The 26759-nt window shown below is 56.4% G+C and carries 20 protein-coding genes and 1 pseudogene; 10 read left to right on the forward strand and 11 right to left on the reverse strand.

Translation table 11 applies throughout. The features are described 5' to 3' along the window. Nucleotides 1–95: 95 nt before the first annotated feature. Both HCK03_RS20110 and HCK03_RS20115 read right to left on the reverse strand, forming a co-directional pair. Nucleotides 96–725: a CatB-related O-acetyltransferase gene (locus tag HCK03_RS20110; RefSeq protein WP_167692092.1), complete on the reverse strand. Its 630-nt coding sequence runs from the start codon at nucleotides 723–725 to the stop codon at nucleotides 96–98. A gap of 73 nt (nucleotides 726–798) precedes the next feature. After that, nucleotides 799–1719 (reverse strand): Kdo(2)-lipid IV(A) acyltransferase, encoded by a 921-nt coding sequence (locus tag HCK03_RS20115; RefSeq protein WP_041144418.1) that lies wholly within the window; start codon nucleotides 1717–1719, stop codon nucleotides 799–801. A gap of 841 nt (nucleotides 1720–2560) precedes the next feature. On the opposite strand from HCK03_RS20115, the gene HCK03_RS20120 reads away from it, so the two are divergent. The 4 genes from HCK03_RS20120 to HCK03_RS20135 all read left to right on the forward strand — a co-directional run bounded on the left by HCK03_RS20120 (nucleotide 2561) and on the right by HCK03_RS20135 (nucleotide 6620). After that, a complete protein-coding gene (locus HCK03_RS20120; RefSeq protein WP_134525363.1) occupies nucleotides 2561–3427 on the forward strand; it encodes a GNAT family N-acetyltransferase in 867 nt (288 codons plus the stop codon). Between the two features lie 641 nt (nucleotides 3428–4068). Continuing rightward, nucleotides 4069–4731 (forward strand): hypothetical protein, encoded by a 663-nt coding sequence (locus tag HCK03_RS20125; RefSeq protein ID WP_041144416.1) that lies wholly within the window; start codon nucleotides 4069–4071, stop codon nucleotides 4729–4731. 48 nt (nucleotides 4732–4779) lie between these two features. Beyond that, the gene (locus tag HCK03_RS20130) at nucleotides 4780–5994 is read left to right on the forward strand and encodes a phosphoadenosine phosphosulfate reductase (RefSeq protein WP_218645778.1); all 1215 of its coding nucleotides are present in this window, start codon (nucleotides 4780–4782) and stop codon (nucleotides 5992–5994) included. Beyond that, the gene (locus HCK03_RS20135) at nucleotides 5994–6620 is read left to right on the forward strand and encodes an IbrB-like domain-containing protein (protein ID WP_115193413.1); all 627 of its coding nucleotides are present in this window, start codon (nucleotides 5994–5996) and stop codon (nucleotides 6618–6620) included. Before HCK03_RS20130 ends, HCK03_RS20135 begins: the two co-directional genes overlap by 1 nt. A gap of 141 nt (nucleotides 6621–6761) precedes the next feature. Here HCK03_RS20135 and HCK03_RS20140 read toward each other — a convergent pair whose 3' ends face one another. From HCK03_RS20140 to HCK03_RS20150, 3 genes are read right to left on the reverse strand one after another with little or no spacing between them, the layout of a single operon-like run. Next, complete coding sequence (locus HCK03_RS20140) at nucleotides 6762–7268, reverse strand: 2-oxo-tetronate isomerase (RefSeq protein ID WP_264766044.1); 507 nt, start codon at nucleotides 7266–7268, stop codon at nucleotides 6762–6764. 13 nt (nucleotides 7269–7281) lie between these two features. Beyond that, on the reverse strand, nucleotides 7282–7728 hold the full coding sequence (locus HCK03_RS20145) for a DUF421 domain-containing protein (RefSeq protein ID WP_041144412.1): 447 nt from the start codon (nucleotides 7726–7728) through the stop codon (nucleotides 7282–7284). Between the two features lie 9 nt (nucleotides 7729–7737). After that, on the reverse strand, nucleotides 7738–8241 hold the full coding sequence (locus HCK03_RS20150) for a hypothetical protein (RefSeq protein ID WP_041144411.1): 504 nt from the start codon (nucleotides 8239–8241) through the stop codon (nucleotides 7738–7740). 380 nt (nucleotides 8242–8621) lie between these two features. Between HCK03_RS20150 and HCK03_RS20155 the strand changes: the two genes are divergently transcribed. From HCK03_RS20155 to HCK03_RS20165, 3 genes are all read left to right on the forward strand, one after another. Further along, entirely contained in the window at nucleotides 8622–8972 is a 351-nt protein-coding gene (locus HCK03_RS20155) for a DUF1304 domain-containing protein (RefSeq protein WP_167692093.1), read from the forward strand. Between the two features lie 291 nt (nucleotides 8973–9263). Continuing rightward, complete coding sequence (locus tag HCK03_RS20160) at nucleotides 9264–10088, forward strand: hypothetical protein (protein WP_167692094.1); 825 nt, start codon at nucleotides 9264–9266, stop codon at nucleotides 10086–10088. 19 nt (nucleotides 10089–10107) lie between these two features. Next, nucleotides 10108–10698, forward strand: coding sequence for a nucleotidyltransferase domain-containing protein (locus HCK03_RS20165; RefSeq protein WP_206110926.1), 591 nt, complete (start codon nucleotides 10108–10110; stop codon nucleotides 10696–10698). A gap of 23 nt (nucleotides 10699–10721) precedes the next feature. Here HCK03_RS20165 and HCK03_RS20170 read toward each other — a convergent pair whose 3' ends face one another. Together HCK03_RS20170 and HCK03_RS20175 are read right to left on the reverse strand one after the other, a co-directional pair. Beyond that, complete coding sequence (locus HCK03_RS20170; protein ID WP_041144408.1) at nucleotides 10722–11894, reverse strand: MFS transporter; 1173 nt, start codon at nucleotides 11892–11894, stop codon at nucleotides 10722–10724. Further along, nucleotides 11891–13084: a serine hydrolase domain-containing protein gene (locus tag HCK03_RS20175; RefSeq protein WP_143967609.1), complete on the reverse strand. Its 1194-nt coding sequence runs from the start codon at nucleotides 13082–13084 to the stop codon at nucleotides 11891–11893. The genes HCK03_RS20170 and HCK03_RS20175 overlap by 4 nt, the downstream gene beginning before the upstream one ends. 116 nt (nucleotides 13085–13200) lie before the next feature. On the opposite strand from HCK03_RS20175, the gene HCK03_RS20180 reads away from it, so the two are divergent. After that, nucleotides 13201–14121 carry a LysR family transcriptional regulator gene (locus tag HCK03_RS20180; protein WP_167692095.1) on the forward strand — a complete coding sequence of 307 codons (921 nt, stop codon included), beginning with the start codon at nucleotides 13201–13203 and terminating at the stop codon, nucleotides 14119–14121. 699 nt (nucleotides 14122–14820) lie between these two features. Next, a complete protein-coding gene (locus HCK03_RS20185) occupies nucleotides 14821–15156 on the forward strand; it encodes a SymE family type I addiction module toxin (protein ID WP_228283752.1) in 336 nt (111 codons plus the stop codon). 83 nt (nucleotides 15157–15239) lie between these two features. Here HCK03_RS20185 and imm45 read toward each other — a convergent pair whose 3' ends face one another. Together imm45 and HCK03_RS26565 are read right to left on the reverse strand one after the other, a co-directional pair. Further along, nucleotides 15240–15560, reverse strand: coding sequence for an Imm45 family immunity protein (gene imm45 / locus HCK03_RS20190; RefSeq protein WP_167692096.1), 321 nt, complete (start codon nucleotides 15558–15560; stop codon nucleotides 15240–15242). Continuing rightward, nucleotides 15560–17050, reverse strand: a pseudogene (locus tag HCK03_RS26565) (VENN motif pre-toxin domain-containing protein); the annotation flags it as partial. The gene imm45 and the pseudogene HCK03_RS26565, both read right to left, overlap by 1 nt. A gap of 579 nt (nucleotides 17051–17629) precedes the next feature. Here HCK03_RS26565 and HCK03_RS20200 point away from each other — a divergent pair. After that, the gene (locus tag HCK03_RS20200; RefSeq protein ID WP_228283753.1) at nucleotides 17630–18076 is read left to right on the forward strand and encodes a SymE family type I addiction module toxin; all 447 of its coding nucleotides are present in this window, start codon (nucleotides 17630–17632) and stop codon (nucleotides 18074–18076) included. A 55-nt stretch (nucleotides 18077–18131) separates the two neighbouring features. Here the strand turns inward: HCK03_RS20200 and HCK03_RS20205 are convergent, their stop codons facing one another. Beyond that, complete coding sequence (locus tag HCK03_RS20205; RefSeq protein ID WP_167690988.1) at nucleotides 18132–18365, reverse strand: hypothetical protein; 234 nt, start codon at nucleotides 18363–18365, stop codon at nucleotides 18132–18134. Continuing rightward, nucleotides 18362–26251, reverse strand: coding sequence for a hemagglutinin repeat-containing protein (locus HCK03_RS20210; RefSeq protein WP_456095404.1), 7890 nt, complete (start codon nucleotides 26249–26251; stop codon nucleotides 18362–18364). Before HCK03_RS20210 ends, HCK03_RS20205 begins: the two co-directional genes overlap by 4 nt. Nucleotides 26252–26759 lie beyond the last annotated feature (508 nt).

The raw sequence follows: 26759 nt of genomic DNA on the forward strand, positions 1-26759 counted from the left end.
GACAAAACCAGCAATAGTTTATTAACACTTTTGCCATTTCATTAAAAATATCCGGGAACCACTCTGCGTCCATCGTTTATTCAGCGCTCATTTCCTCAGGTGCGACGGCGCCGCACCGCCTGCTCCAGCGCCGTAATATCCTCCCCGGACAGCAGCGGCTGCAGCGCCAGCAGCTCGTCCTCCGGCAAAGCGTAGAGGTTCAGCGCAAGCAGGCGCTGAATATCCGACTCGGCAAAGCGGTATTTGATAAATTTGGCCGGGTTACCGCCCACCACCGCATACGGCGGCACGTCTTTAGTCACCACCGCGCCTGCGGCAACCACCGCCCCTTCGCCTATCGTCACGCCGGGCATAATCATCGCCCGCATGCCAAGCCAGCAGCCATCGTTGAGCACCGTATCGCCGCGGTGCTGATACGATGCGGCAATGGACTCCATAAACGGATAGAGGCTGATCCAGTCGATCCGATGAGTGCTGTTGCCGCCCATCAGGATCGCCGTTTCCGCGCCGATGCAGACGAAATTGCCGATGATGAGCTTATCCAGCTGTCCTAAGGGCTGCCACTGCTGGCTAACCGCATCCCCGTGCAGATAGCGCACCACGGAGCGCTCAAAGCCGTTGTCCCAGCAGTCGCTATAGTAGCTGTGGGTGCCTTTAATAATGATATTCGGATTGGTCACCGTCTGGTGCAGACGTTCGGTTCTCGACCAGTGTTTGTCGGTCATGGGGGCATTCCTTCCGCGTTAATATGTCCTGTTAGTCAGGACATATCATAAGCCGGAAACGCTCAACCGGCGCTCAATAGCGCGAAGCGACGCCGTCAGGGCAGGTTTTAAAGCGGCGATGGAGCCACATATATTGCTCCGGCGCCATCAGGATGCACTTCTCGACGATCTTGTTCATCCACGTCGCCGTGGTTTGCGGATTCTCCAGCGGCGGCCTCGACTCTGGGATCATAGAGATGAGCTCATATCCGCCGCCGTTTGGCTTACGCCGTGGGACGAAGGGGACGATCGTCGCCTTCGACATTTTGGCCAGCACCCAGGTGCCGGTCGTCGTTGCCGCCTGCTCCACGCCAAAAAATGGCGCAAACACGCTGCTGCCTGGCCCGTAGTCATGATCGGGCGCGTACCACAGAATTTCGCCCTCCTTCAGCACCCGCACCATTCCCTTCAGGTTTTTGCGATCGAGCATCGTCTTATTGGAACGCAGCCGCCCGCAGGTCTGCAGCCAGTCAAGCACCGGGTTGTCATTGGGGCGGTACACGCCGATCCCCGGCGTATGCATGCCGAACATCCGCGCCCCGAGCTCAAGGGTCAGAAAATGGACGCCGATCAGCAGCACTCCCTGCTTTTGCGCCTGTAAATCGATGACCGCCTCAAGCCCGCTGGTCTCGGTCCAGCGGGCAATCCGCCGCTCCGGCCAGAACCACGCCATGCCGGTTTCCATTACCCCCATGCCCAGCGATTCAAAATTCTGCACCACCATCTCGTGGCGCTGCGCGGCGCTCATTTCCGGGAAGCAGAGTTCGACGTTACGCCGGGCAATGCGCGCACGACGCGTCATAAAGCGCATCGCCAGGCGGCCAATCGAGGTCCCCAGGCGGTAAATAAGCGGATACGGCAGCTGCACAACCAGCCACAGCAGGCCGGCCCCCAGCCATATCAAGCCGTAACGAGGGTGCAGCAGGGATGCGGAAAACTTCGGTAACTGGGTCATATTATTCCTGTTAATTCAGTCAAATATATAGACGCTTCGATGTATAAGGCCAGAGGACGGGCATACTGTTTAGCAATAAACAGGTCGTGAATTCATCGTGCGGAAGTTTATTTCCGCCCAGGCCGCGCGCTATTTTCTGCCGGGGATTATAGGTCTTTCACCGCCATAAAATGACTTAATCCCGGTAACAAATTTATTATTAACTAAATAACCGCGAGTTTTATAGAAATAGCGCGATGGGCTTACGAGGATATCTACCGGTAATAGCATCATAAAGTAATACATCTCGTTGTCGTTTTAGTTTAACCAGCGATTTATTATCCAAAATTAAACAGCACGCTTGCAATTTCAGCGAACAGAAGTGGTACCAGGCAGGCTATTTTACTCTGCTGACAGGCTCTATCATGGTTAAAATGCTTATACTCCGCGCGGTGCTGCTTCTGACCTCGTGCATGGGGAGCGCGCCGGGAACGGCGCCGAAGGCTTTGAGCCGCTCTGCTGAAGCAAACCGGCTTCCTCGGTGCCATGACCTTGATAAGCTTATTATCTGCGACTGGGACCGCGACCGCTAAATAGGGTCAAAAATGCCGCATCAGGCCGACTGGCCGCCGACCTATCCGCCTCCCCCACACGCAGCGGCCTCCCCTGGGTCGCCCAGGCACCCGCTTCCCTCGTATTTACTGTGACCGAGCCAACGTCCTGAGAAATGACCGTCGGCCGCGGGGTGTACAAATATCCTGAACCGTTCATACTTACCGGTATAGATGAGTCATTGATTTTCAATATTAAATTAGCATCAGCACTGTCGTGTAGCAGAATAAATAAAAAGGAAGACCGGCCAATGAAATACAAATTAGTCAAACAGGTTAAGGATAATGATGCCCTGAGGAACAGCTTCATTGACCTGGCTATTAAGACCTTTGACCTCTCATTCAAGGACTGGTACAAAAAAGGCTACTGGACCGAGTCATACATTCCCTACGCTTTCGTTGATAATAATAAGGTAATTGCTAACGCCTCCGCCAACGTCATCGACCTCAAGTGGCAAGGGAAGCTCGTGCACTATATTCAGATAGGCACCGTGATGACCGATACCGACCATCGCGATAAAGGCCTTGCGACACAGTTGATTAATCATATTCTCGATGACTGGAAGGATAAGGCCGACGCGATTTTTCTGTTTGCTAACTCTACCACCGTCGATTTCTATCCGAGATTTGGCTTCGAGCAGTACGATGAGTATCAGTATACCCTGCCGGTGACCCCAGCCCAGGGCGACTTCCGTCGTCTTGATATGGATAAAGAGAGCGATGTGGCAATCCTCAGGCACTATTATCAGAAATCCAATCCCTTCTCTCAGCTCTCGGCGCACAATAACTTCGGCCTGCTGATGTTCTACTGCTCGGCGTTTATGAAGCACTTCGTCTACTATTCGGAAAAAAATAGTGCCGTGGCCATCGCGATGCAAAACGATCGCGCGCTGATTTGCTTTGATATTTTCTGCGACGCCAGCGGTTCGATGTCGGCTATCGTCAATGAGCTCGCCGACCAACGCACCCAGCTGGCGATTTTAGGTTTCACTCCGCTCGAAGGTCGCATCGGCGAGTATGAAAAAATAGAGGGCGACGACTTCTTATTTATCTCTACGGCCAAAGAGAACATTTTTAAAGGCAACAGGCTGATGTTCCCGACGCTATCCCATGCCTGAGCCGCGGCGGCCTGCAGCCTTTTCTCAGCGCAAAATCCCCTCATGAGAAATCATGAGGGGCAAAACCGAGACAGCGCTGAGAAAGAACGGAGAAAAGGCTGAGTCAAAACCGGGACAACGCGGGAGCAATGAAGGGACAAAGCAGGGACCACGCAGGGATAAAACGGCGGATGAGCGCCTCCGCTGCCGCTTATGATTTATCACCATCATTAATCACCGTGCTTTATTTTAATTTACCTCGGCAAAGCGGTTTAAATAAGCGCGCAATAAGGCATAAATAGGATTGACTTCATCCTCAGCCTAATAGAGGATCCCTTAATCATAATCTGCCCTGGCGGCAACGGCGAAAGTAAAGGGTCTATTCCTCTGCCCCTCGCGCCAAAACAGAGCGCGCCAGCCCCTAAGATAGCGCGCGATCGTAACCCGCATTAAAAACAATTAAAAATGTCAATGATGCAAATCAGCATCTAAAGAAAAATAAGAAATAAAAAGATCTGAGCTTCAGTGATTAAAATAACAACTTTCCTTACTAAAGATTACTTAAGATAAATTAACTACCCAAAACAATATAACCCGCCTTATGATTTTTCCCCATGAGTTCAGACGCTCCCTGTGAACAATTAAAATTGCGGGCATTCTCTATGCATGAACAAATAAGCGCACCCGGTCAACAGAGCAAGATAATTAAACCCGATACGGAACACTACGCTTACTTAGATCTTGAGCTATTGTTGAAAAACTATAGCGGCGGCAGCCTTACGGATATCCCGCCGGCAGCGGCGATCTCTGCATATTCCTATATGGCGAACCAGTACCTCAGCGACGGCCTTGAGACGCTAAAAGCCTCGATACGGCCCAGCGGTGCCGGGGATCTCTTTGTTCTTGAAGAAAGCTACTTCCCTAATATTTGTGCTCTTCTCACGGTTATTCAGGTGCTGATTATTCGCGGTAACGCGTCAATATTAATTATCAGTGACCGCAAAATAAAAGACGGCATGACCGATTTCTTTATCTCTAAACAGGCCGGATTACGCGAATGGCGCAGAAAGCTCAAAGGCAACAACGCCGCCAGCATCGGTAAGCTGCTGAGATATTATAGCGAACTGCGCAGCGGCGGCCTCTTAACAAAAAGAGAGTATGACGTTCTTCGCGCCGCATATACTTCACCGTCCCGCGGCGGCGTCGAACGGCTGCTCTCCATGAGCAATAAGCAGGTATCCCATTACTATCTGAGAATAAAAGACAAGCTTGGCATAAATAATAAGCTCGCCATGCTCAACTATATAGGTTGGCTATTCCCTTAGTTCGCGCAGGGCCTGAACAATTAAACCTACATTTAATAACCTGGAGGGCTGGTGAAGAAAATAAATCTCGACCTGGATGTGCTTGATGCGGCGCTGCTTCGCCTCGACTGGGTATTTGAATCATTTGAGCAGGTTTGTTTATCTTTCTCTGGGGGCAAGGACTCAACCATCCTGTTTCACCTGGCGGCAACCGTTGCGCGTAAGAAGCGCAAAAAGTTCGTGGTCCTGTTTATTGACTGGGAGGCGCAGTATTTATTAACCATTGAGCATGTCGAAAAAATGCGGGCTCTCTATCAGGACGTCATCAGCCACTTTTACTGGATTGCCCTGCCGCTGACCACGGTGAGCGGCGTATCACAGCACCAGCCGGAGTGGATCTGCTGGGAGCCCGGCGTCGAATGGGTGCGCCAGCCGCCAGCGGGGGCTGTCACCCACGGCGCCGACCTCCCCTTCTATCACTATCCGATGACCTTTGAATCCTTTGTGCCGGCGTTCATTCAGTGGCTGGCCGCCGGACGCAGCCTGGCCTCGCTGATCGGCATTCGCACCGACGAGTCGCTACACCGCTATATGGCGCTGACATCGCAGACAAAATCGCGTTTTGCTGATGACAAACCCTGGACGACGGCGCTGCCGGGAGGCAAAAGCTATACCTGCTATCCTCTGTACGACTGGCGTACTCAGGATATCTGGATCTTCAACGCCAAATCAAAGCTCCCCTATAACCCGCTGTATGACCTGATGTACCGTGCCGGCGTCACGCTGAAAAACATGCGCGTGTGCGAACCCTTTGGCCCGGAGCAGCGCCGCGGGTTATGGCTTTACCACACGCTCGAACCGGACACCTGGGAGAAGATGTGTCGCCGGGTGTCCGGCGCGCACGGCGCCGCGAAGTACGCTAACGAAAGCGGCGATTATTTCGCCCTCAGAACGCAGATGCGCAAGCCGGAGCAGCATACCTGGCGCAGCTACGCGCTGTTCCTGCTCGACAGCATGCCGGAGACAACCGCCGAGCATTACCGCAACAAGATAGCCATCTACCTGCACTGGTATCAGACGCGCGGCTTTCCGCAGGATATTCCTGATGCCCAGGAGAAGGACCTTGGCTTTCGCGATATTCCCTCCTGGCGCCGGATCTGCAAAACGATCCTCAAGAATGATTACTGGTGCCGGACGCTGTCATTCAGCCCGACCCAGTCCGAGCATTACAAAAGATACTGCAACAATATCAGTAATAAACGAAAGACATGGGGGACTCTGTAATGTCGAAGGATATCAGCAAGGTCGTGGACGAATACCTTGAATCTTTCTCAGATATGAAAAGTAAGATTGATGCCATAAACCAGCTCAAGACGCTTATCCACCGGCACAGCCCCTTCCGCGACGAGCCCGTGGATTGCGTATTATGGGTTGACGCCGAATCGGTCACGGCGAATGACTATAACCCCAATAGCATGAGCGCAACGGAGAAAAAGCTGCTGGAACGCTCGATTGAAATGGATGGCTTCACCCAGCCGGTGGTGGTCGCTCGCCAGCAGGAGCAGTATCTGGTTGTCGATGGCTTTCATCGGCATTTGATAAGCGCAGCCAACCCGCAGATTCACCAGCGCCTGCATGGCTATCTGCCGGTTACGCTGATCAACGTATCGCGTCAGGGGAAGAAGGAGCGCATCGCCGCGACCATTCGCCACAACCGCGCCCGAGGCAAGCACCAGATCGCCGCCATGTCGGATATCGTTCGCGATCTTTACCGTCTGGGCTGGGACGATCGGCGCATCGGCCAGGAGCTGGGAATGGACAGCGATGAGGTTTTACGCCTGAAGCAGATTAGCGGGCTGGCAGAGATTTTTATCAACGATAGCTTCAGCCAGGCCTGGACGGTTGAATAGCCCACGGCCGGGAGCGCAAGGGCTAGCGCCCGCGGCGACATCCGGCCCATGCGCCCCGGCCCGGTCACCCACGCCTTACCGCAGCCGGCGGCGCCGCGCAGCTAACGCGGCTGCCGCCAGGCCGCCACAAAGAGCACGCCGTCACGCGGGCGCCCACTCGTCCAGCTTCTCCAGCAGCGCGGCCAGCGAATAGCGCACCGCTTTTTCCACCACTTCCTGACAGGCGCCAGAAAACAGCAGCCGCTCGGTGTATATCTGCCCGCGAAAATTCCATGCAAACCAAACCGTTCCCGCCGGGGTACCGTCCTCGCCGCCGTCAGGTCCGGCGTAGCCGCTGATCGCAATACTGATATCAGCCCCGGCACGCTCCAGCGCGCCGGCTGACATCTCGCTTACCGCTTGCCCGCTGACGGCGGTGAAGTGCTCCAGCGTGCTGGCACGCACGCCGAGTAGCCTGCGCTTCGCCGAGTCGCTGAAGACAATCGTGCCAATATCATAAAATGCGGCCGTATTCTCCTGCGCACAGAGCGCTACCGCGAGGTTACCGCCGGTACAGGACTCGGCGGTGGTCAGGATCAATCCTCGCCGGGTCAGCGCCCCAGCTACCTGCTCCGTCAGCTGTGGGGTTGTTTTGCCCGAATCCGTCATGATGATGCGCTCCTTACTCTTCTGCCGGGATAACCGATATATGGCCGTTGCGCTCCAGAATGGCATATTTTATTTTGCGAAACTCCGTGATGCCCTGATTTTGACGCGCGGCGACCAGGATGTCGTCGCAGGAGACATCGACCTTTTTCAGGTTATCGGTTAACGGTACCCCATCGGCTACCAGCACCACGGGGGAGCCATCGAGTGCGGACTCCGCGCCGGAAATATACTTTTTCATTAGCCCAAACAGGATATCGACCACCACCAGCGTAATAATCGTCAGCATCGCCCCGGTAACCGAAAAATCGTTGCCGAGCAGGGCCTGCTGCGTCGCCTCGCTGATAATCAGCAGCAGGATCAGGTCGAAGCTGGTCATTTGCAGCAGCGCGCGGCGGCCGGCAATTTTAAATACCACCAGCAGGATTAAATAAATGGCTAACGCCCGAAAGACCATCTCCATAGCAACCCCCTAAGGATAAATAAACTGCCAAAAGCGGATTTCAGGCTCGGCGTTCACCTGGATAGAATTCTCCGACCTCCCCGGCTTCGCCGGCGTGACGTATAGCCAGATGGCGAAGTCGCCTTTATTTTTCACGTTGTTGTAGATCAGATACAGCGTCTTTCCCTGGCTGTACATCCCGTCCGGCTGCGGCCAGATGCTGCCAGGCTCATAGTTTTCATTGAAATCGCCGCCGAGGCTGAAGACATATTTATCGCCCCGCTGCGGGTGCGCCGTGATTTTGAGGCGAAACTCTTTTTGCAGCCGGCCAAAATACTCGTAGTCGATCTTTAGCGTCCCCGGCGGATTGGTTTTTTCAGCCTCGCTGAAATAGCCGACAGAAAATCCGCCGGCCAGCGCGATGCAGATAATAGCCAGCAGAATAACCAGGCCCACGTTCCTCGAAGCGGCCTCAAAATTCAGCAGGCGCTGACTCTCTTTTATCCCCGGCAACTTCACCTTATTATCTGCCATTCATCACCCCACCGCTTCGCCTGCAAGCTATAAACCATATATTTTACAATTAGATATTGTTTTAAGGCGCATATTCTTTGCCTGATTAAGCAATAGCAAGCACGCTTAATATGTCAAGCCGATCGCCGCAGGAAGGCAGCGCGAGGTTATTGGCGGTAGCGCTATTGTGTCCGTTTTTAATCGCGACGCACTGGCTGTATTCGCGCAGGAATGTGCCAGGGCGCCGCTTCGTTCAGAGCGTTTAAAATAGCCGTGCTATTTAATACATCATATTTAAGGTATAAAACGCATCCCGCCGCCGCCCTGATAAACAGCGAGCGGCGGCGCAAAAGAGTTTTAACTATAATCACCCTGCTCCCACATTTTCAGCGAGGCCTGCCGTGTTAGCCAATCTTCTTATCGCCCTGGTGGCCGCCATCTACCTCTACATACTGATCCTCGAGATGTTTCTATGGGATACCAAAACGGGCCGTCAGGCATTTAATCTGAGCGCTGATTTCGCTCGCGACACCCGGGTGATGGCCGCGAACCAGGGGTTGTACAACGGCTTTTTAGCCGCGGGCTTGCTGTGGGGACTTTGGGCGGGAGAGAGCGGGTTTCAGCTTAAGGTCTTTTTCCTGTCCTGCGTTGTGCTCGCCGGAGTATACGGCTCGATCACGGCAAGCAGGAAAATACTCTACGTTCAGGCTTTGCCCGCCATCGCGGCGCTGGCGGCCCTGTTTATCGGCTGACGGCGGGCTACGGTAAATAAGACACCGTTAACCTGCCCCGGCCGTTGCGTAACGAGGCTATCAGCGGCCGCCGCTGCAGGTGCGCACAGGAGATGAGCCTCAAGCCCTGCCGATCCCCGCCAATATCCAGGGTCAAAATCACGCGCTTGCGTTAATCGGTCAATAAGGCAGCGGCATTGAACCCAGGGTTATGAGCCTGTATCGTTTAGTCTGCCTGGAAAATAAACCGGCTAAGGTTGTGGATAGCGGGAGTCATTCCGTTGCTATGGAAGAAATAAAGGGAGTTCGCCCGTGAGTGACGTCGCTTCAGCAGCAAATAACATCTCCGCCTTTATTAGCTCGGAATCATTAAAGCTTTTTTTAGGGGTGCTGGTCCCAGGCATCATGAAGTATGCCCTCCTTGGGCTGCGAAAATTTTTTGATATTCAGCCGGCAGAGAAAATAGCGGTGACGGAAAAGAGGTCAAAGGTCCTTGCCGCTATATCGGGCATGATGAATGAGAGGCTAACCGATGCCGGTAAAAACACCATCAAAGCGCTATATGAAACTATCGGCATGTTCTATCCCCTCTCAATCAATGAGCGGCTGCTGACCTTTTTGCGTGAGAATAGCCTCTCTTATGATGACCGCGACTTCCGGTCATTTATCAAAGCGCCGCTTGTTCAGGGTGTTGAAAGCGGCTCGGTGAGCCTTTACAACGTCAGGTACAGAAGAGAACGAAAACAGCGCGCCCTATTTTCCGGCATCTCTTTTTTAATTTTATTTGCCGCATTCATGCTCTTTGCCGGTCTAGCGAAAAACAGCACCGGCCCGGAAAAAACCTTCTTCATCGTCATGGCGATGGCCTTTTACCTGCTTAATTTCGCCTTTGTTTTTTTCATCATGAATGAATTTGAGCGCTCGCGGAGAGCCCGGCAGTTTTATAAAAAGTTTGCCCCCTGGATCAGGCAAAAAATTGATCAGCAGGACGCGGCGGCCCCCTCGCCGGAGGCCGGGCAGCGGGAATTACCCTCAGCCTTCTCATCCACTGGCCTGACGTACCGCATTTCTGGCGGAGCTGCCGGGGCGGTGGCCCGGCAAAACCGTCCGCCGATGGTCGAATATGAGGGTCGATAAGATGAACGAGCGACCGATTGTGCCAGACGAGAATAGCTGGGACTCCTGGAGTCCTGCCGAGCTCTCCCGTCGGCTGAGCCGCGTATCGAGGCCGTGGTGCGTCGTGGGCGGCTGGGCGCTCGATCTGTGGCACGGGAAGAAGACACGCGAGCATGAGGATATCGAGTTCACGATCCTGCGCGAGGATCTGCCCCTTTTTCGTAGTGCGCTGCGCGATATGGCGTTTTACACCGTCAGCGACGGCGTGCTCGAGCGGCTGGCGGCCGACCGGCAACCGGAGGCCGAGATTTCCCAGATCTGGTGCTTCGATCGCCCCGCTGGCCGCTGGCGGGCGGATATGATGATTGAACCGGGAACGGATGAGCGCTGGGCCTATAAGCGGGATCCGCAGCTCACGCGACCGCGCAGCGAAATGGTCGCGCGGACCGCGAGCGGCATTCCTTACCTAAGCCCCTCAGCCGTGCTGCTGTTCAAGGCAAAGCACCGTCGGCCGAAGGACGAGGAGGATTTCGCCAGGGCCATGCCGGGATTACTCCCGGCCGAGCGTTTATGGCTGCGGGAGTGTCTCGAGCGCCTGCACCCGCACCATCCGTGGGCAGGCATGCTGTAACGCCCGGGATAGCGCCCGGCCGGTCATCCCACCGACGCGGGAAAGCCGCGATCTCTGGCCGACCACGCCACCAGCAGCGTGGCTAGCAGCAGCACCAGCAGCGCAGGAGAGAATGCCCCGACGCCAAAACGGTCCAGCAGCACGCCGCCAACGATACCTCCGCTGGCAATAGCCGCATTCCAGGCGGTCACCAGCATCGACTGCGCGATATCGGCCGCATCGCCGGCGCTCCTCGCCAGCGCGGTCTGAAACAAGGTCGCCGCCCCGCCGAAAGCCAGCCCCCACGCCCCTACCGCCGCGTAGACCGCGACAGGATCGCCACCGGCCATACCCAGCGTCAACGCCGCCGCGCCGAACAGGATCGTGCTTGCCAGGGTCAGCCTGCGCAGGTAGCGGTCGATCAGCACGCCGACGATCCAGATACCCGCTACCGACGTCCCGCCAAAAACCAGCAGCACCACATCCGTGCGGTCCACCATTCCCGCCGTCAGCAGATACGGAGCGATATAGGTGTAGAGGATGTTATGCGCCAGCACGAAGGCCAGCACCACGAACAGCACCGGGCGGATCCCCGGCAGGATGAACACCTGCCGCAGCGACAACCGCTTGTCCGTCGGCTGCCCGGCGAAGTCCGGCACTTTCAGCCTCACCCAGCCCATCAGCAGTAGCGCCAGCAGGCTGATGATGCCAAAACACATCCGCCATCCCAGCAGATTGCCGAGCAACGTACCGGCAGGCACGCCCAGAGAAAGCGCCAGCGGCGTGCCCACCATGGCGATAGCGATGGCGCGCCCCTTCTGATGCTCCGGCACCATCCGCGCCGCGTAGCCGGCCAGCAGAGCCCACAGCAGGCCCGCCGAAACGCCCGCCACGAAGCGCGCCGCTAGCGTCAGCGCATAGCTGGCGGAGAGCGTCGTGACCGTGTTGGCGATGGCGAATCCGCCAATGGCGGCCAGCAGCAGCGGCCGGCGACGGACTCCTTGAGTGGCGGCGGTCAGCGGAATGGCGGCCACCAGAGAACCGATGGCATAGACAGTAACCGTCTGGCCGACCCACGCCTCGGAGACGGCCAGGCCTTGCGCCATCTGGGGCAGCAGGCCGGCCGGCAGCGCTTCGGTCAGAATGGTGATGAAAGCCGCCATCGCGAGCGCCAGCAGCGACGCGACGGGCATGCGATGCGCGGTTGCCGAATTCATCGTTCAGCCTCCAGGGCGCCGTAGACCGCATCGCGCAGATCGCCGACAAAGCGGCCCGACATCCCTTCGTATAAGGTGTTCGTGAAAGCGACGACGCTCAGCCCGCGCGCCCGATCCACGAACCACGAGTGGCCGTAGGCGCCTCCCCAGCGCCAGGTGCCTTCTGATTCAGGCGAAGCGGCCAGCGTCCGATCGCGCAGAACCGAAAAACCGAGCCCGAAGCCGCAGCCCGGCGCATTGGGCAGCTCCAGATTCTCCGCCCGATCCCGCGCCATTTCCGCAATCAACTCATCCGGCAGGATCGCGCCGCCGCCCTGACGCAGGGCCTCCAGCAGGCGCAGGAAGTCTTCGGCGGTTCCCGCCATGCCCGCACCGCCCGAGGGAAACGCCTGCGGGTCGAAGATGCGCGCAGGGCTGTAGGGAATGCCAACCGCCCCCTCGAAGGGCGAAACGATTTCACCTTCCGCCAGCGGATGCGGCTGAGGCGTATCGTTCACGTAGGCGGTCGCCACGCGCTGCGCATCCCGCGCGATAAAGCCGGTATCGGCCATGCCCAACGGGCCGGTCACCAGCTGGCGCACGGCTGCGTCAAGCGGTTCGCCCTGCACCCGCTCGATCAAGGCGCCCAGCACGTCGGTCGCCAGCGAGTAGCCCCAGCCCGTGCCAGGCTCGTACAGCAGCGGCACGCTGGCGATGCGGCGCAGGTTCTCCGCCAGGCTGATACCGGACGCATCCATGCCGTCCGATACGCCGGCCCGCGCATAGGGGCCGTTGGCATCGGCCTCGAAGAATCGGTAGCCCAGCCCGGCCGTATGGCTGAGGAGTTGCCGTACGGCGATCCGCGCAGGCTGGCCGTCAGGCAGCAGCGGCCTGAACTCAGGCAACCAGCGCTCGAGGCTGTCGTCCAGGCTGAGCCTTCCCTGCGCCACCAGCACCAGCGCCGCCGTTGAGACGATAGGCTTGCTTACCGATGCCAGACGGAAGACCGCATCCGCGGCCATCGTCCGACCGCTTTCACGATCGGCCCAGCCGGCGGCCTGGCGGTGAATAAGCGCGCCGTCGCGGGCCACCAGGACCACGGCGCCGACCAGACGCCGTTCGTCCAGCGCCCGTTGAACGGCGGCCTGAACTCGGGCGGAGAGTTGCGCAGGCGCAACGCCTGTGTGTAGCGAAAATGCGGGAACCGACATGGGAAATTCCTTTCATCAGTGAACGTTCCCGCCATGATAGAAACGCGGCTATTAAAGAAAAAGTAGGGTACAGTTCCTGTCTTAGCGGAACTATATGTCCGCAATGGAGGAGTGAAGTGGACAACCTTAACGGTTTCGTGGTGTTCGTACGGGTCGCCGAAACGCGCAGCTTCGTCGCGGCCAGCCGGCTGCTTGGCGTTTCGGCATCGGCCATCGGCAAGAGCGTGGCGAGGCTGGAAGAGAAGCTTGGCGTGCGCCTGTTTCACCGCAGCACCCGCAGCGTGACGCTGACGGCCGAGGGCACGCTGTTCCTGGAGCGCAGCCGGCGCATTCTTGCCGAGATCGAGGCGGCGGAGCTGGAGCTATCGCAGGCAACGGCAGCGCCGCGCGGCCGGTTACGGGTCAGCCTGCCCCTGGTCAGCTCGCTGGTGCTGCCGGTGCTCGGCGAGTTCATGCGCGAATATCCGGCTATCGAGTTGGATCTGGACTTCACGGACCGGCTGGTCGACGTGATTGAAGAAGGCTTCGACGTGGTGGTCAGAACGGGGCACCCGACGGACTCGCGCCTGTCGGCGCGCAGGCTGGGCACCTTCCGCTCGATGCTGGTCGCCTCGCCCGATTACCTGGCGCAGCGCGGTCTCCCTACGGCGCCGGCCGATCTGCTGGAGCATACCTGCCTGCACTACCGCTTTCCCAACAGCGGCAAACTGGAGCCGTGGGCGCTACGGCTGGCGTCCGGAGACCCCGAGCTGCAGCTCCCTACCTCAATGATCTGCAACAACATTGAGACGCGAGTGTGCTTTGCTCTGCAAGGTCTGGGGATCGCCTATCTGCCGGAATTCGCGATTGCGGAACCGCTGGCGGATGGCCGGCTGCTCGCCGTTCTGGCCGATCGGGTGGAACGCGCCGGCGTCTTCCACGTGCTCTGGCCCGCCAGCAGGCACCCCTCGCCGAAGGTTCGGGCGCTGGTCGATTTCCTCTGCGCTCGGGTGTTTCCGACCGCCAACGGTGGAAAGATAATCAGCAGCAGAAGCTGAGATTAAGCGTTTGATCCGAGCCTCAGGGATGAATAGCCGCGGCTCGAGAATCATTTAAATGACCGGCAATCCTGTCGGTTAATGGCCGTGCCTGCTGCCTGGCTGGTAACGTCCCACCCGGCGGCCAGCGTCAGGTTGTCGTCCGCTGAAATCGTGGTTCTGTCGGCACTGCTCTGATGGCTTCGCTGCCGCCCGTGCGGCTGGTCTGCCCGGCGCCCGCCGCGTTCAGGTTCAGGTCATTGCCCGCCACCAGCTGTGCGGTTTTACCTGCGTCAATGGCGCAGGCCGTGACGTTCAGGTCGTTGCCCCCTGCATCACCGCGTTACCGCCCTTACAGAAAGCACTAAAAATGCAACTTTACATTAAGCAGTAATATTTCCTGAAGTGGTCTCGCAGATATTAACTTTATTTATTAAGTCAGTGCTGTGTTTTTATTCAGCAAGGTATGATGGTTGCAGAAAAACAACCAAAAGACCGAAACATGAAAAATGATAAAATAGAAATCTCTGATTATTAAAGAGCGCGACATGAAAGTGTTCAAAGCACTTCCATACCACTGACCACAAGCAACTATCAAGGAGTTGAATATGGCTGACACTGATTCTAAGCCAGTAAAAACTATTGCCAAAACACATTCTAAATTTTTGACAAGTAATACAGAAAAACACGAGACAGTACGCAAAAAATAACGATCGCAGCTTGCCTGAAAAAGCAGAACCCAAAGTATTAAGGGATGTGACGGTCAGCTACGTCAGCATTCGTCATTACGATCGCAAAACCAACAGAACCAAACGTTATTCACGAAGCGCCAGCCTGCGTCTGAACGGCATCTGGATGGAGGAAGCCGGGTTTACCACAGGCACAAAATTAGATGTTCGGGTAATGCCGGGTTGCCTGGTAATCACTGCTCGCCCAACCGTCACTCCGCTAATGCAAGTATTCAATAAAGCCAAAGAATTACCCGAATCTGAGCAGCAGCACGTTATGGCCTTTCTGCAAGGCGTGCTTGCTCGAGTGGAACTGGATAAATTTTGAGTTTGCGAAAAACTACCCGCCCAAATAGGGCGGGATTGTTGTCCGTATTGTTTATGGTTCGTTTTACATCTCAATTATCTAGTTTAAGCCTGTTCAGTGGCCACATATCCATCGATTAAGTAGACATCACTAACATCGCATTCCGGATAAATCCATTTTTCCCAATTAGCAATAACCCATTCTGTGCTTAACCCGTGCCCTTCATCTGAGATACTTTCAATAGGTAACTTGATTAAAAAAAGCCCTGCTTTATAACCAGATGAAACGATTAAACCATATGGTCGTTCGTCATCTTGAGTTTCAAATAACATAAAATCGACCCATTCTTCATATGGCCAAGTCGCAGGTAGCCTAAAGACCGTTCCTCTCGATATGCCTTTTTCTTTGTAATTAATGAGTTTCATTACCTTACCTTCAAATTATGACCTCCAGATGGATCAGCTGGTTTTCTTACTTGCATAGGAAAATCAACCTCACCTAAATACTTACCTTTTGATGACACAACCTCAAACCGCCCGTGCTGAGTATCAAGTGCATATAAATTACCATCTGCTCCTCGATAGACATCTCGATTATTTAGTTTGGTCAGCTTGTTGTCCTTCACCATACCCTGTTCAACGACAACTTTATTAACCGTTTCTTTTACAAGAGCCACTCGTTCTCCCGGTGGAAGCCTGGAAAGGCTTGCTTCAAAAGCACCTACAGTATTCCCTGTAGCAATTTTGATAGTTGGATCAACCAATTTCCCTACAGCGGGTATTTTCTTACCAGGTAATATAATCCCGGCCAGCATTCCGCCTGTCGCTTCAAGTGCAGCCTGATCTCCAGTTGAAGCCTGTTTTACCGTATCTGAAATAGCTGACCAAGTGTCACTGCTCATCAGGGCTTCAACGCTATCCGCTACAGCCTGATTCTTCCCAGCCAGGTCGCTCATTGCTCTGCTGCAATAGCTGTCTCCTGCTGCGCATGCAGCCAGCGCCATTGCAGCAACAGCAGCATAATCGACGCCACCTAATGCCGAATCACCTGTATCAGTCAGGGCATTGATAATGCCATTTGCTATAGCGGATGTTGCCCCCTCACCCAAAGTTTCCCTGACCTGATTTTTTAGAGATTCTGCAGCCTTTTTCGCTGTTTCACGAGCCTGATCCCCGGCAAGCGAGTTATTCTCAACTGCATTCTTACCGGCGACAGCCCCTGTAGCTGCTCCTGCAGTATTCCCGCCAACGATAGCGCCCGCCATACCTGAAGAGATACTTGCCAGCGTGCTCAGTGTCTGCTTCTGATCTTCAGTCAGCTTCGACAGGTCTTTCACATCTGGATATAACACCTTCGCTATTGCGCCTGCGATAAGTTCACCTGATGCTCCACCCTCAGCACCAGCCGCAGCGTTGTTACCCTGAAGAGCTGCCGTCACGCCGCCGAGAATGGCATGAGCAATAGCTTTCGCTGCATCGTTATCATTAATTCCGGCATTGTGCCCAATGAAGTTTGCCAGCTCCGGTGCCGAAGCCCCTGCCAGTGCACCAGCGATATTGCCGCCAGCCAGGCCCTGAAGTGCTGCCGTCGCGGCCTGGATACCACGTTGAACTGCGCCACCGGAGCCAATACCTGTCGCGTTAAAGGCTTCGTTGTAGTAGTTCTGATAAATCTGATTGCTGATATCTTCCGGTTTTGGTGTTTTGCCCGGATTTGCCTTCTCCCACTGTGTTTTGGCAGCGTCACGGTCTTCAGGCGTCACGCTGTTCATGCGCTCTTTGGCCGTTTTAATGGCGCTCAGCTCCCCCTGCGTCCGGGCGATATCTGCCACCTGGCCGCCGATATCGCTGATCATCCCGATTTCCTTCAGGCGTTTCTGCTCTTTCTCCTTGTCGAAGATCGGGCTGGTGCTGTCGGCTTTCTGATTAGCGGCGATGTTGATATTATTGCCTCCCCCCATCGCCAGGTCGCCGCCCGTTTTCACCTTCGCGCCGGTGATGTTGATGTCGTTTGCCGCCGCCATATACAGACCATCGCTGGCGCTGATGGAGGCGATTTGCCCAACGTCGGTGCCGCTACGTGGACGTTTCCGCGACGGCTGTCATAGCCCGCTTTGATAAGCCCGGCGTTAAGGTTGCTGAGGCTGTTGCTGCTGTAGATGGCAAGACCGTTCTGCGCCAGCAGCTAACTGCCGCTGTTGGGCAGGGGGTAGTTGCTGTTTAGAATTAAAGAACGTTTTTACAGAAACAGCTAAGAATGCAACGTTACATTAATCAGTAATATTTCCTGAATCGGCCTAGAAGATATTAGATTTGTTCTTTCATACAGTACTGATCTTTTATTCAGCACTGTATAATGGCCGCAGCAAAGCAACCGAAAGACCGCAACAGGAAAATCGATAAAAGAGAAAGTTCTGATTATTAAAGAGCGCGGCATGAAAGTGTTCAAAGCACTTCCATGCCGCTGACCACAAGCAACTATAAAGGAGTTGAATATGGCTGACACTGATTCTAAGCCAGGAAACACTATTGCCAAAACACATTCGAAATTTTTGGCAGGTAATACAGAAAAACACGAGCCAGTACGCAAAAATAACGATCGCAGCTTGCCTAAAAAAGCAGAAACCAAAGTATTAAGGGATATGACGGTCAGCTACGTCAGCGTTCGTCATTACTCTCGTAAAACCAACAGAACAAAACGTTACACCCGCAGCGCCAGCCTCCGCCTGAACGGCACCTGGATGGAAGAAGCCGGGTTTACCACTGGCACAAAATTAGATGTTCGGGTGATGCCGGGTTGCCTGGTTATTACTGCTCGCCCAACCGTCACTCCGCTAATACAAGTATTCAATAAAGCCAAAGAATTACCAGAATCTGAGCAGCAGCACGTTATGGCATTTCTGCAGGGCGTGATTGCTCGAGTGGAACTGGAAAAATTTTGAGTTTGCAAAAAAACACCCGCCCAAATAGGGCGGGTGTTTTCCTGTTAGCATGAAGCTAAAAACCTTTAACTTTAAACAGCCTAAACAAAACCACCCCACCGCCAAAAACACTCCCCCCAGCTATACTAATTTTTAGGATCTTCTTGAATTGTTCAATATCCAGAGATATCGGAATTCCACCAAAGAAATAGAAAAATACCTCTATTGAAAAGTAAAACAACGCCAGTGTGGCAAAAATCCCTATGATTGAGACACAGATCACAATCACCAAAAACATCAGCCATTTCATTTTTTTTCTGCCATTTTATCTAATTTATTCTGGATAGCCGTTCCACCGAATTCAGAGACAGCTCCACCTCCGACATCTCCCATCGCACCTGGAATTCTGCTCGGTTGCATCTCTTTTGAGATCCCCATTTGCCCTTTGATCTCCGCATACTTCAACAGATCAGGATTAAACTTCGGATCCCAGCCATTCGTGACCCACTTGCCCGCAGTATTTACAACGGGCTTGACGACATAATTACCAATACCGTATCCCATCCAAGCACCAGCCCCATTAGTTATGGCTCCTGTGAGTGGATTGTCACCATTTATCTGGTTGGCGAGAGCACCACCAGCAGCATTCCAAGCAACGGTTCCTTTCCAGCCATTACCCATCGTAACAACATTCACCCAGCCGGCTACTACAGAGTTCACAGGATTGATTTCTCCACTTCCCGCATACTGAACTCCTGCATTCATTCCTGCACCAAGCCCCCACATAGCCAAGGCCTCCGCTGAAAGCGAAGCTGTTCCACCAGTAGCAAGAGCCATTGCTACAGCATCTCTTTCATTTTTCGCTTTCTGGCATGCGGCGCCTGACGGATTATCGGAACAACTCGCCATATCAATACCATGCTGCCTTATCCATGTAGCCTGAGCATCCTCACTACCCGCCACAAGGTTGTTTTCAACAGCATTCTTCCCAGCCGAAGCTCCAGCAGCCACACCCGCGGTATTCCCGCCTACAAGTCCACCCGCCATACCGGACGAGATACTCGCCAGCGTGCTCAAAGTTTGCTTCTGATCTTTTGTCAGCGTCGACAGATCTTTCACATCCGGATACAGCGCTTTCGCGATGGCACCTGCAATAAGTTCCCCGCTCGCCGCACCTGCCGCCCCGGCTGCGGCGCTGTTACCCTGAAGTGCCGCCGTTACACCACCGAGAATGGCATGAGCGATAGCTTTTGCAGCCGCGTTATCATCGATACCCGCATGATGGCCGATGATGTTTGCCAGCTCCGGTGCCGAAGCCCCCGCCAGTGCACCCGCTAAATTGCCGCCCGCCAGGCCCTGAAGCGCTGCCGTTGCAGCCTGGATGCCGCGCTGGATATCGCTACCGGTGCCATATTTTTCCTGCTCTTTTTTGTATTCCGGCGTGTCACGCAGTTTCGCCAGATATGCCTGCCGCTGCTCTTCCGTCGCATCCGCAGGAAGAGGCCCGTATTTATCCTGCGCAGCCTTCAGCGCATTCAGCTCCCCCTGCGTCCGGGCGATATCTGCCACCTGGCCGCCGATATCGCTGATCATCCCGATTTCCTTCAGGCGGTTCTGCTCTTTCTCTTTGTCGAAGATCGGGCTGATGCTGTCGTTGGCGTGCTCTGTATCGCGGCTGAGATCAGCGACATCCTGTTTCTGATTGCCCTTGTCGCGGATGGTGATGGTGCCATCAGCCACAGCGGCCTGAGTTGTGCCTTCGGCATGGCCTTTGTTGCCCGCCACCGCAATCATCCCGCCCGGCATGTTGCCCTTGAACTGGTCACCGAAGCTGCCCGCGCCGCTGATGCTGATGCCGGTGTGCTGGGTTTTGAAATCCGCTTCGTTATGGATATCCGTGAAGCCCAGCGTCCCGGTATCCAGGCTGTTTTTATCCGCCGTGGCCGTGGAAGCGATAACCGCACCATCAAGCTGGGTGTGATTACCAACGGTGATATCGAAGCCGCCATCACCGGCGAACATCCCGGTCTGCTCGGCCACCGAGTCAAAGCGGCTCTTCATCTTGTCCTGGGAGGCAGAGATATAGCCGGAGCCCGTCATGCTGCCGAAGGTGAAGCTGCCGCCCGCCGCCACGCTGCTCTGCTTGCTGTCGTATTTGTTGGTGTCCTGCTGGCTGCTCATCAGCAGGTCGTGGCCCACATCGGCGACAATTTTATTGCCGTTAACCTGCGCGCCATTGAGCACGGTGTCGTTCCCGCTCTTAATGGTCACGGTATTGCCGCTGTCTATCGTGGTTTCAGTCCAGTCGGCACCGTTGCCTTTGTCCTTGCCTTTTGCCGCGTTGACGTTGGCAAACACGCTGATACCGGCCCCTTTACCTGCACCAATACTTACGCCGACACCGCCGCCGCTGCTGCTGTTCTTGCCGCTGGATTGTTGGGTGTTGGCCGCGCCGCTGAGAATGACGTCGTTCTTCGCGTCCAGCAGCGTGTCGCCGCCTGCCTTCAGCTGGCTTCCGGCAATCACGATATCGCCTTCACCCTTTTTGCCGTTTGCGGTGATAGAAAGGTTGTTGCCCGCGTTCAGGGTGCTGCCCGCCACCGCATCGCTTTCGGCATGCTGCTGCGATTTGGATTTCTGCGTGGTCAGCGAGAGGCTGACGCTCATCGCGTTCGGGTCGGCCGTGAGGTTTGCCATGTCCGCCGCCTGACCAGCCTGAACGCCAGAGAGGACCGTTTTAGTCGCCTGCAATGCTTTCAGACGACCATCGCTCTCCTCTTTTGTGTCCTGTGCCGACGTGACGGCATTGTTAATTGCGCTGCCGACGGTGCCCGAAAGCGCCAGCGTCAGCCCGCTTTTTTTCTGCTCGAAGGTTTCATCGCGGGTGCGCTTGTCGTGGCCCGGGTCGATAATGACGCTGCTGCCGCTGAGGCTCATGTCCTTCCCGGCAATCAGGTCTGCGCCGCCAATGTGCGCCTGGTTGCCGGCAGCGATAACCACGTTGCCGCCCGTAGAACCGACGGTGCTGAAGCTCTGGCTTTGCGTGGTGCCAGCTTCACGCAGGTCGTGGGTGGATTTGCTGCTGCCGACGGTGATGCCGATACCGCCGGTGCCCATCAGGCCGCTCTTCTTCTCTTCCTTAAAGCGCCAGGAGGAATCGGTGTTGGTGGCCGCCACGATATCGATGTTGTTACCTGCGCCCAGCGCCACGGTGTTATCGCCCACCACCGAGGAGCCTTTCACCAGCAGGTTGTTGCCCGCCTGAACGGTCACGTTATCGCCGGAAAGCAGGGTGCCTGTTTCACGGGTCGCGCTGTCTTCCGCGATGGTGTGGGTCGTTTTCTTGCTGAGGAACCCTTTTTTGGTCTTCGTCTCTTCCTTGTAGTGATAGTCGCTTTCCGTCGCAGTGGTCAGGTTCACGTCCCGGCCTGCCGCCACGCCGATATCGCCGCTGGCGGTCACCTGCGCGGCTTCGCTGTTCACGTCGCGTCCGGCGATAATCGCGGTGTTGCCGGAGCTGGCAATTTCGGTGCCCTGCTGGCGCACGGATCCGTCGATAACGGTTTTCTTTTTCGAGTGTGAGCTGCTGCCGGTCACGGACTCTTCCGCCAGCAGGTTCACATCACGTCCGGCCTGGATACCGACATTCCCTTGCGCCGCGATGCCTGCCGCCTGGCTGGTAACGTCCCGCCCGGCTACCAGCGTCACGTTGTCGCCCGCTGAAACGGTGGTTCTGTCTGCGCTGCTCTGATGGCTTTCGCTGCCGCCCGTGCGGCTGGTTTGTCCGTTGCCCGCCGCGTTCAGGTTCAGGTCATTGTCAGCCACCAGCTGCGCGGTTTTCCCGGCGTCGATGGCGCTCGCCGTCACGTTCAGGTCGTTACCCGCCTGCATCACCGCGTTGCCGCCCGCCGTGATGCTGCTGCCCTGGTTTGAAGTGGATGACGAACCGGTGTCTTTTTGACCCCGGAAACCTGACCGGCTGCTGCTGTCGGTTATCTGGTTGGCGGCGATATTGATGTTGTTGCCTGCGCCCATCGCGAGGTCGCCGCCCGCGCTCACCTTCGCCCCGGTGATGTTGATGTCTTTTGCCGCATCCATGTAAAGGCCATCGCTGGCACTGATGGAGGCGGTTTGTCCGACGTCGGTGCCGCTGACGTGGACGTTTCCACGACGGCTGTCGTCGCCCACGCTCCACTGCTGCGTTTGGGTGATGTTGTTAATGCTACCGCCCGTGCTTTCCAGCTGGACGGTTTTGCCGCTGATGGACGAGCCGATGTTGTTGATGTCGCCCAGCGCGCTCAGGTCCAGCGCGCCGCTCGCCTTGATAAGCCCGGCGTTGAGGTTGCTGAGGCTGTTGCTGATGTCGATGGCAAGCCCGTTCTGCGCCAACAGCGAGCTGCCGCTGTTGGTGACGTTGCCGCTGTTGGTGACGTTGCCGCCCGCCAGCTGCACGTTGTTGCCGCTAATCACGCTGCCGCTCTGCATCGTCACGTCTTTTGGCGACAGGTACACTTTCGGCACCATCACGGTCTGGCCGTTAATGGTGGCACTTTCATACCACAGGATACTGTGGTCGAGCGCCGCCACCTGATCGGCGGTCAGCGCGACGCCAAACTTCAGGCCAAGCGAACTTTGCGCATCGGCGGCGTTGTCCATCAGGTAACGCATCTGGTCGAGATCGGAGCCGAGGCCGTTGATGTAGCGCGTCCCGGTCTGGTTCAGCACGGTGTTCGACACGTAGCGCGTATCAAACGCCGCATCGCCGAGGAAGCGGTAGTCTTTGTCCGGATTCAGGCTGAGGCGGCCCAGCATATACGACGAACCGAGGAACTGATTCATATCGGTGTACTGGCTACCCGTCTCGCGTGGCGCTGCGCCAGGGTTCATGCCGAGCAGCTTATACAGATCGCCAAACAGCGACGGATCGAGCTGGCCGAGGCCATCGAGTTTTGGGTTAACGGTGATCAGATACGGGCTGTCCGGATCGGTGGACGGCACGAAGTAGCCGTTATTGCCGGAAGGCAGAGGATAGTTGCCGTCCATACCGCCTGGCGCCAGCCCCGAGCCGCCGCTAATTGCCTGGCTGGCGGTACTGTCTTTCCAGTCCGGAGCGGTAATGGTCTGGGTTCCGGCGTCTGCAAGCGCCTGCTGGCTTGCGCCGCCGCCGATGCTTTGCGCTGAAGGCGTATTCAGGTTCGGGGCGACGATGGTGTTACTGATTTGCCCGGCGTTAGCGGTTGTATTGGTGTTACTGATATCGCTGGTGAAGATGGCCTTAACCGTGCCGCCCGCCTGGATGACAGCTCTGTAAGTCTCGCCCTGAACCTCATTAACTTCGTTATCTGAAAGAGTATACAGGAACCATATATCCTCTGGTTTCGGTACCCAGTTTGAATTAAATCCAGCCGAGTCAAATTCATATATCTGCCAGATCTCATAAACTTTATTTTGATATGACTTATTTTCGAAAACATTCCCACGAAGATTGATATCACCGTTCGCTAATATGAAAGATGCATTATTAAAAAGATAATCAGCCTCAATATTTATCTTGCCAGCAGACATGATCCGTGATGCATTGCCTGTAGCAATAGCCTTCTCAGTGTTACTCTCAATCAGATAACGCTTTGTGCGGGTTGTTTCATCAATATAGACATAAAGTTTTGGCGCAGGCCCCGAATTCCCACCGCCCACCAGCACCTCATAATCCGGGTGCCACTCTTCGTTTGCCCAGACTTTTATCGAGTTGCCATCCAGGTCAGGTATCTGGTCACGATAATCATTTTTTGAGTGGGTAAACTCGATTTGTTGATATGAATTTTCAAGCCTCCCGGTCTTAATGGTGATATCGCCGCGGGTGGTTTCGATATTGCCGGAGGTATTGATCACCTCGGCGTTCGCCGTGCCGCTGGCGTCTTTCTGCATCACCAGGTTATTGCCCGCCAGCATATCGCCGTGCAGGTTCTGGATGCTGTTGGCAAACAGCGAGAGGTTGTTGCCCGCATACAGCAGGGCGGTGTTAACGATCGACCCGACCGCCGTTAACGCCAGGCTGCCCGCCGTGCCGGTAAAGCCGTCGAGAGTGATATTGCCCCGGCTGGTCAGGCTGACGTCGCCGCCTGCCTGCAGGCTGCCGCTGGCGTTCATCGTAATCTGGCTGCCGCTCAATGCCGTGGCGCCGCTGCCTGCGGACAGCTGGCCGTTGTTGGTCAGCTTGCCCGCAGCGTTCAGCGTGATGCCGTTGCCCTGCAATGTGGCTCCGTTGGTGATATCGCCCTGGCTGCTGATGGAGAGCTGCTTGTTCGCGGCGATAACGCCCTGGGTGGTCAAGCCGTTGGTGAGCTTCAGCGTCAGGTTGCCGAGCGCCACCAGTTGGCCTGCGCCGCTGAGCGAGACCATTTCGGCAAGCACATCGCCGCCGCTGAACACCTTCCCGCCCGCGCTGTTGAGGCTGCTCCCTTTGAACGTCAAACCCTGATTGCCGAGCAGCGTGCCGCTGTTGGTGATGGTCTGCGTGTTGACGTTCAGCCATGCGGCCTGGAAGGTGCCGCCGTTGGTCAAACTGTTACCTGTGAGCGTCGCGTGGTTCGCCGCCATCACGGTGCCATTACTGGCAAGCTTCGCCACGTTCAGCATCAGGTTAGTGGCCTGCAGCCAGCCGCTGCCGCTGTAGTCCGGCGTGGTGAAGCTCAGATCGCCACCGGAGAGAATTTTGCCGCCGTTGCGGGCCTGCGTTGCCGCGCTGAGCGTAGTTTTGCCGTTGCCCTGAAGGGTGCCGTCGTTGGTCAGCACGGGCGCGGTGAGGCTTAACGCATTCTGGCTGAGCAGCACGCCGCTGGCCTGGTTGGTCAGCGCATTAAGCAGGATAAGCGTCAGGCCGCTGTCGCCCTGCACGCGTCCGCTGTTGGTGAGCGAGCTGGCGCTGATTTGGCTATCCGCGCCCTGAAGCTGCCCGCTGTTGCTGACGTCTTTCGCGTTGACGTTAAGCAGCCCGCCGGTCAGCATTTTGCCCTGCTGTTGCAGGTTACCGCTGAGCGTCACGTTCAGGCCGTTGACGCCGCTGATTTCGCCGCCGTTGCTGAGCGAATCGCCTTTCACCTCCAGCGTTTTCGCACTGATTAATCCCTGGTTGCTCAGCGCTTTGCCGGTCAGCCGGGCGTCGCCCAGGGCGGTGATTTTGCTGCCGGTGGCGGCGATAACGTCGCCGCTCAGGGTCAGGGCTAAATCCAGCGCGCTCTGAATAGCGCCGCTGTTGGTCAGGCTGCTGCCGTCCAGGGCGATGTTCTGCCCCTGAAGCCGGCCGCTGTTGCTCACGTCTCCTGCGCTCAGCGTCAGCGATTTCTGGCTCAGCAGATCGCCGCTGTTGGTAAGCCGACCCGTACTGTTCAGGGCCAGGCCGTTCAGGCCAGTGACCGATCCTCTGTTGTCGATGCTGTTGTGACGCAGCGACAGCGTGTAGCCCTGAAGCGTGCCGTCGCTGGTGAAGGTTGTTCCGGCGAGCGACATTTCGCCTGACGAGAGAATGCTGCCGTGGTTACTCAGCGCGGGCGCGTTCAGCCCGAAATTGCCCTGGCTCATCAGGTCGCCATTGTTGAGCAGAGAGGCGCCCAGCGTAGCGTTAAGATTGCCGGTTGCCAGCACCGAGCCATTGTTCGTCCAGCTATCCGCCTGAGCGGTGAGGTTCTGCCCCTGCGTGGTCCCGGCGGTATTCAGCGTTTTGCCGTTGAGGGCGAGATCGCCCGCCGTCAGCCAGCGCCCGTTGGCGCCCTGCGACAGCGTATCCCCGGCAAGGGTCAGCGCCCCGGTTCCCTGCAACAGGCCGTCGCCGCTCAGCGCGGTCGCTTTGACGTTCAGCGTGTCAGCAATGATTTTGCCTGGATTGCTGAGGGAGTCAGCGCTTAGCGTTAAACCGTTATCGCTGGTGATAAGCCCGCTGTTGCGGATATCCGGAATAGCCAGCGTCAGATTTGCGGCGCTGTAGAGGGTGCCGTTCTGCTGGTTGTCCAGCTTTTGTGTGCCAATCAGCAAGGCGCTGTCGCCCTGCATCAGGCCGCTGTTGGTGAGAGTTTGCGACTGAGTGTTCAGGGTGGAAGCCACGAGCACGCCGCTGTTGGTCAGTTCTGGCGCACTAAGGCTGAGTGATGCCGCGCTGCTTTTGCCGCTGTGGGTGAGTTTTTCGCGGGCGTTAACCGTCATGGTTTTTTGTGCCGCCTGCGTACCCGCAAGCGCTGCTTCCCGCGCGCTGAGGCTGAGATTATTGCCACTCTGGAGCTGGGCACTCGCCGCCGTGGTGAGCCTGTCGCCCTGAAGCTCTAGATCGCCGCCCGCGCTGGTTTCCCCGTCGAGCGTCGCCGTGGCGGTATTCAGCGTCATGGCGGCGTCGCTGTGGGTCACCGAATTTTTGCCGGAGGTCAGGGTCTGCGCGTTGACCGTCAGCCCTTTGCCGCCGGACAGCACGCCGTTCTGCGTCACATCCTGCGCCTTCAGCGCCAGCGCATCGTCGCTCACCAGAGCGCCGGTATTGGTCAGCTTCCCGCTGGCGGTGATGCTCGCTTTGCCCTTCGCGCCGGTGCTGCCGCTTTGGGTAAAATCGGTGGTATTAACCGTCAGGTTACCGCCGCTCAGCAGGGATCCCGAGTTGCTGAGCGTGGCGCTGCCCACGCTCAGGGAAGCGCCCTGAACGGAGCCGCTGTTATTGAGCGTG

The organism is Klebsiella terrigena (assembly GCF_012029655.1).
Classification (GTDB): Bacteria; Pseudomonadota; Gammaproteobacteria; order Enterobacterales; family Enterobacteriaceae; genus Klebsiella; species Klebsiella terrigena.

What these genes read in the sequence shown, in the direction of transcription:
- HCK03_RS20110 (WP_167692092.1), bottom strand. Translation starts at nt 725, where the DNA reads ATGACCGACAAACACTGGTCGAGAACCGAACGTCTGCACCAGACGGTG.
- HCK03_RS20115 (WP_041144418.1), bottom strand. Translation starts at nt 1,719, where the DNA reads ATGACCCAGTTACCGAAGTTTTCCGCATCCCTGCTGCACCCTCGTTAC.
- HCK03_RS20120 (WP_134525363.1), top strand. Translation starts at nt 2,561, where the DNA reads ATGAAATACAAATTAGTCAAACAGGTTAAGGATAATGATGCCCTGAGG.
- HCK03_RS20125 (WP_041144416.1), top strand. Translation starts at nt 4,069, where the DNA reads ATGCATGAACAAATAAGCGCACCCGGTCAACAGAGCAAGATAATTAAA.
- HCK03_RS20135 (WP_115193413.1), top strand. Translation starts at nt 5,994, where the DNA reads ATGTCGAAGGATATCAGCAAGGTCGTGGACGAATACCTTGAATCTTTC.
- HCK03_RS20140 (WP_264766044.1), bottom strand. Translation starts at nt 7,268, where the DNA reads ATGACGGATTCGGGCAAAACAACCCCACAGCTGACGGAGCAGGTAGCT.
- HCK03_RS20145 (WP_041144412.1), bottom strand. Translation starts at nt 7,728, where the DNA reads ATGGAGATGGTCTTTCGGGCGTTAGCCATTTATTTAATCCTGCTGGTG.
- HCK03_RS20150 (WP_041144411.1), bottom strand. Translation starts at nt 8,241, where the DNA reads ATGGCAGATAATAAGGTGAAGTTGCCGGGGATAAAAGAGAGTCAGCGC.
- HCK03_RS20170 (WP_041144408.1), bottom strand. Translation starts at nt 11,894, where the DNA reads ATGAATTCGGCAACCGCGCATCGCATGCCCGTCGCGTCGCTGCTGGCG.
- HCK03_RS20175 (WP_143967609.1), bottom strand. Translation starts at nt 13,084, where the DNA reads ATGTCGGTTCCCGCATTTTCGCTACACACAGGCGTTGCGCCTGCGCAA.
- imm45 (WP_167692096.1), bottom strand. Translation starts at nt 15,560, where the DNA reads ATGAAACTCATTAATTACAAAGAAAAAGGCATATCGAGAGGAACGGTC.
- HCK03_RS20200 (WP_228283753.1), top strand. Translation starts at nt 17,630, where the DNA reads ATGGCTGACACTGATTCTAAGCCAGGAAACACTATTGCCAAAACACAT.
- HCK03_RS20205 (WP_167690988.1), bottom strand. Translation starts at nt 18,365, where the DNA reads ATGAAATGGCTGATGTTTTTGGTGATTGTGATCTGTGTCTCAATCATA.
- HCK03_RS20210 (WP_456095404.1), bottom strand. Translation starts at nt 26,251, where the DNA reads ATGACGGTTAACGCCCGCGAAAAACTCACCCACAGCGGCAAAAGCAGC.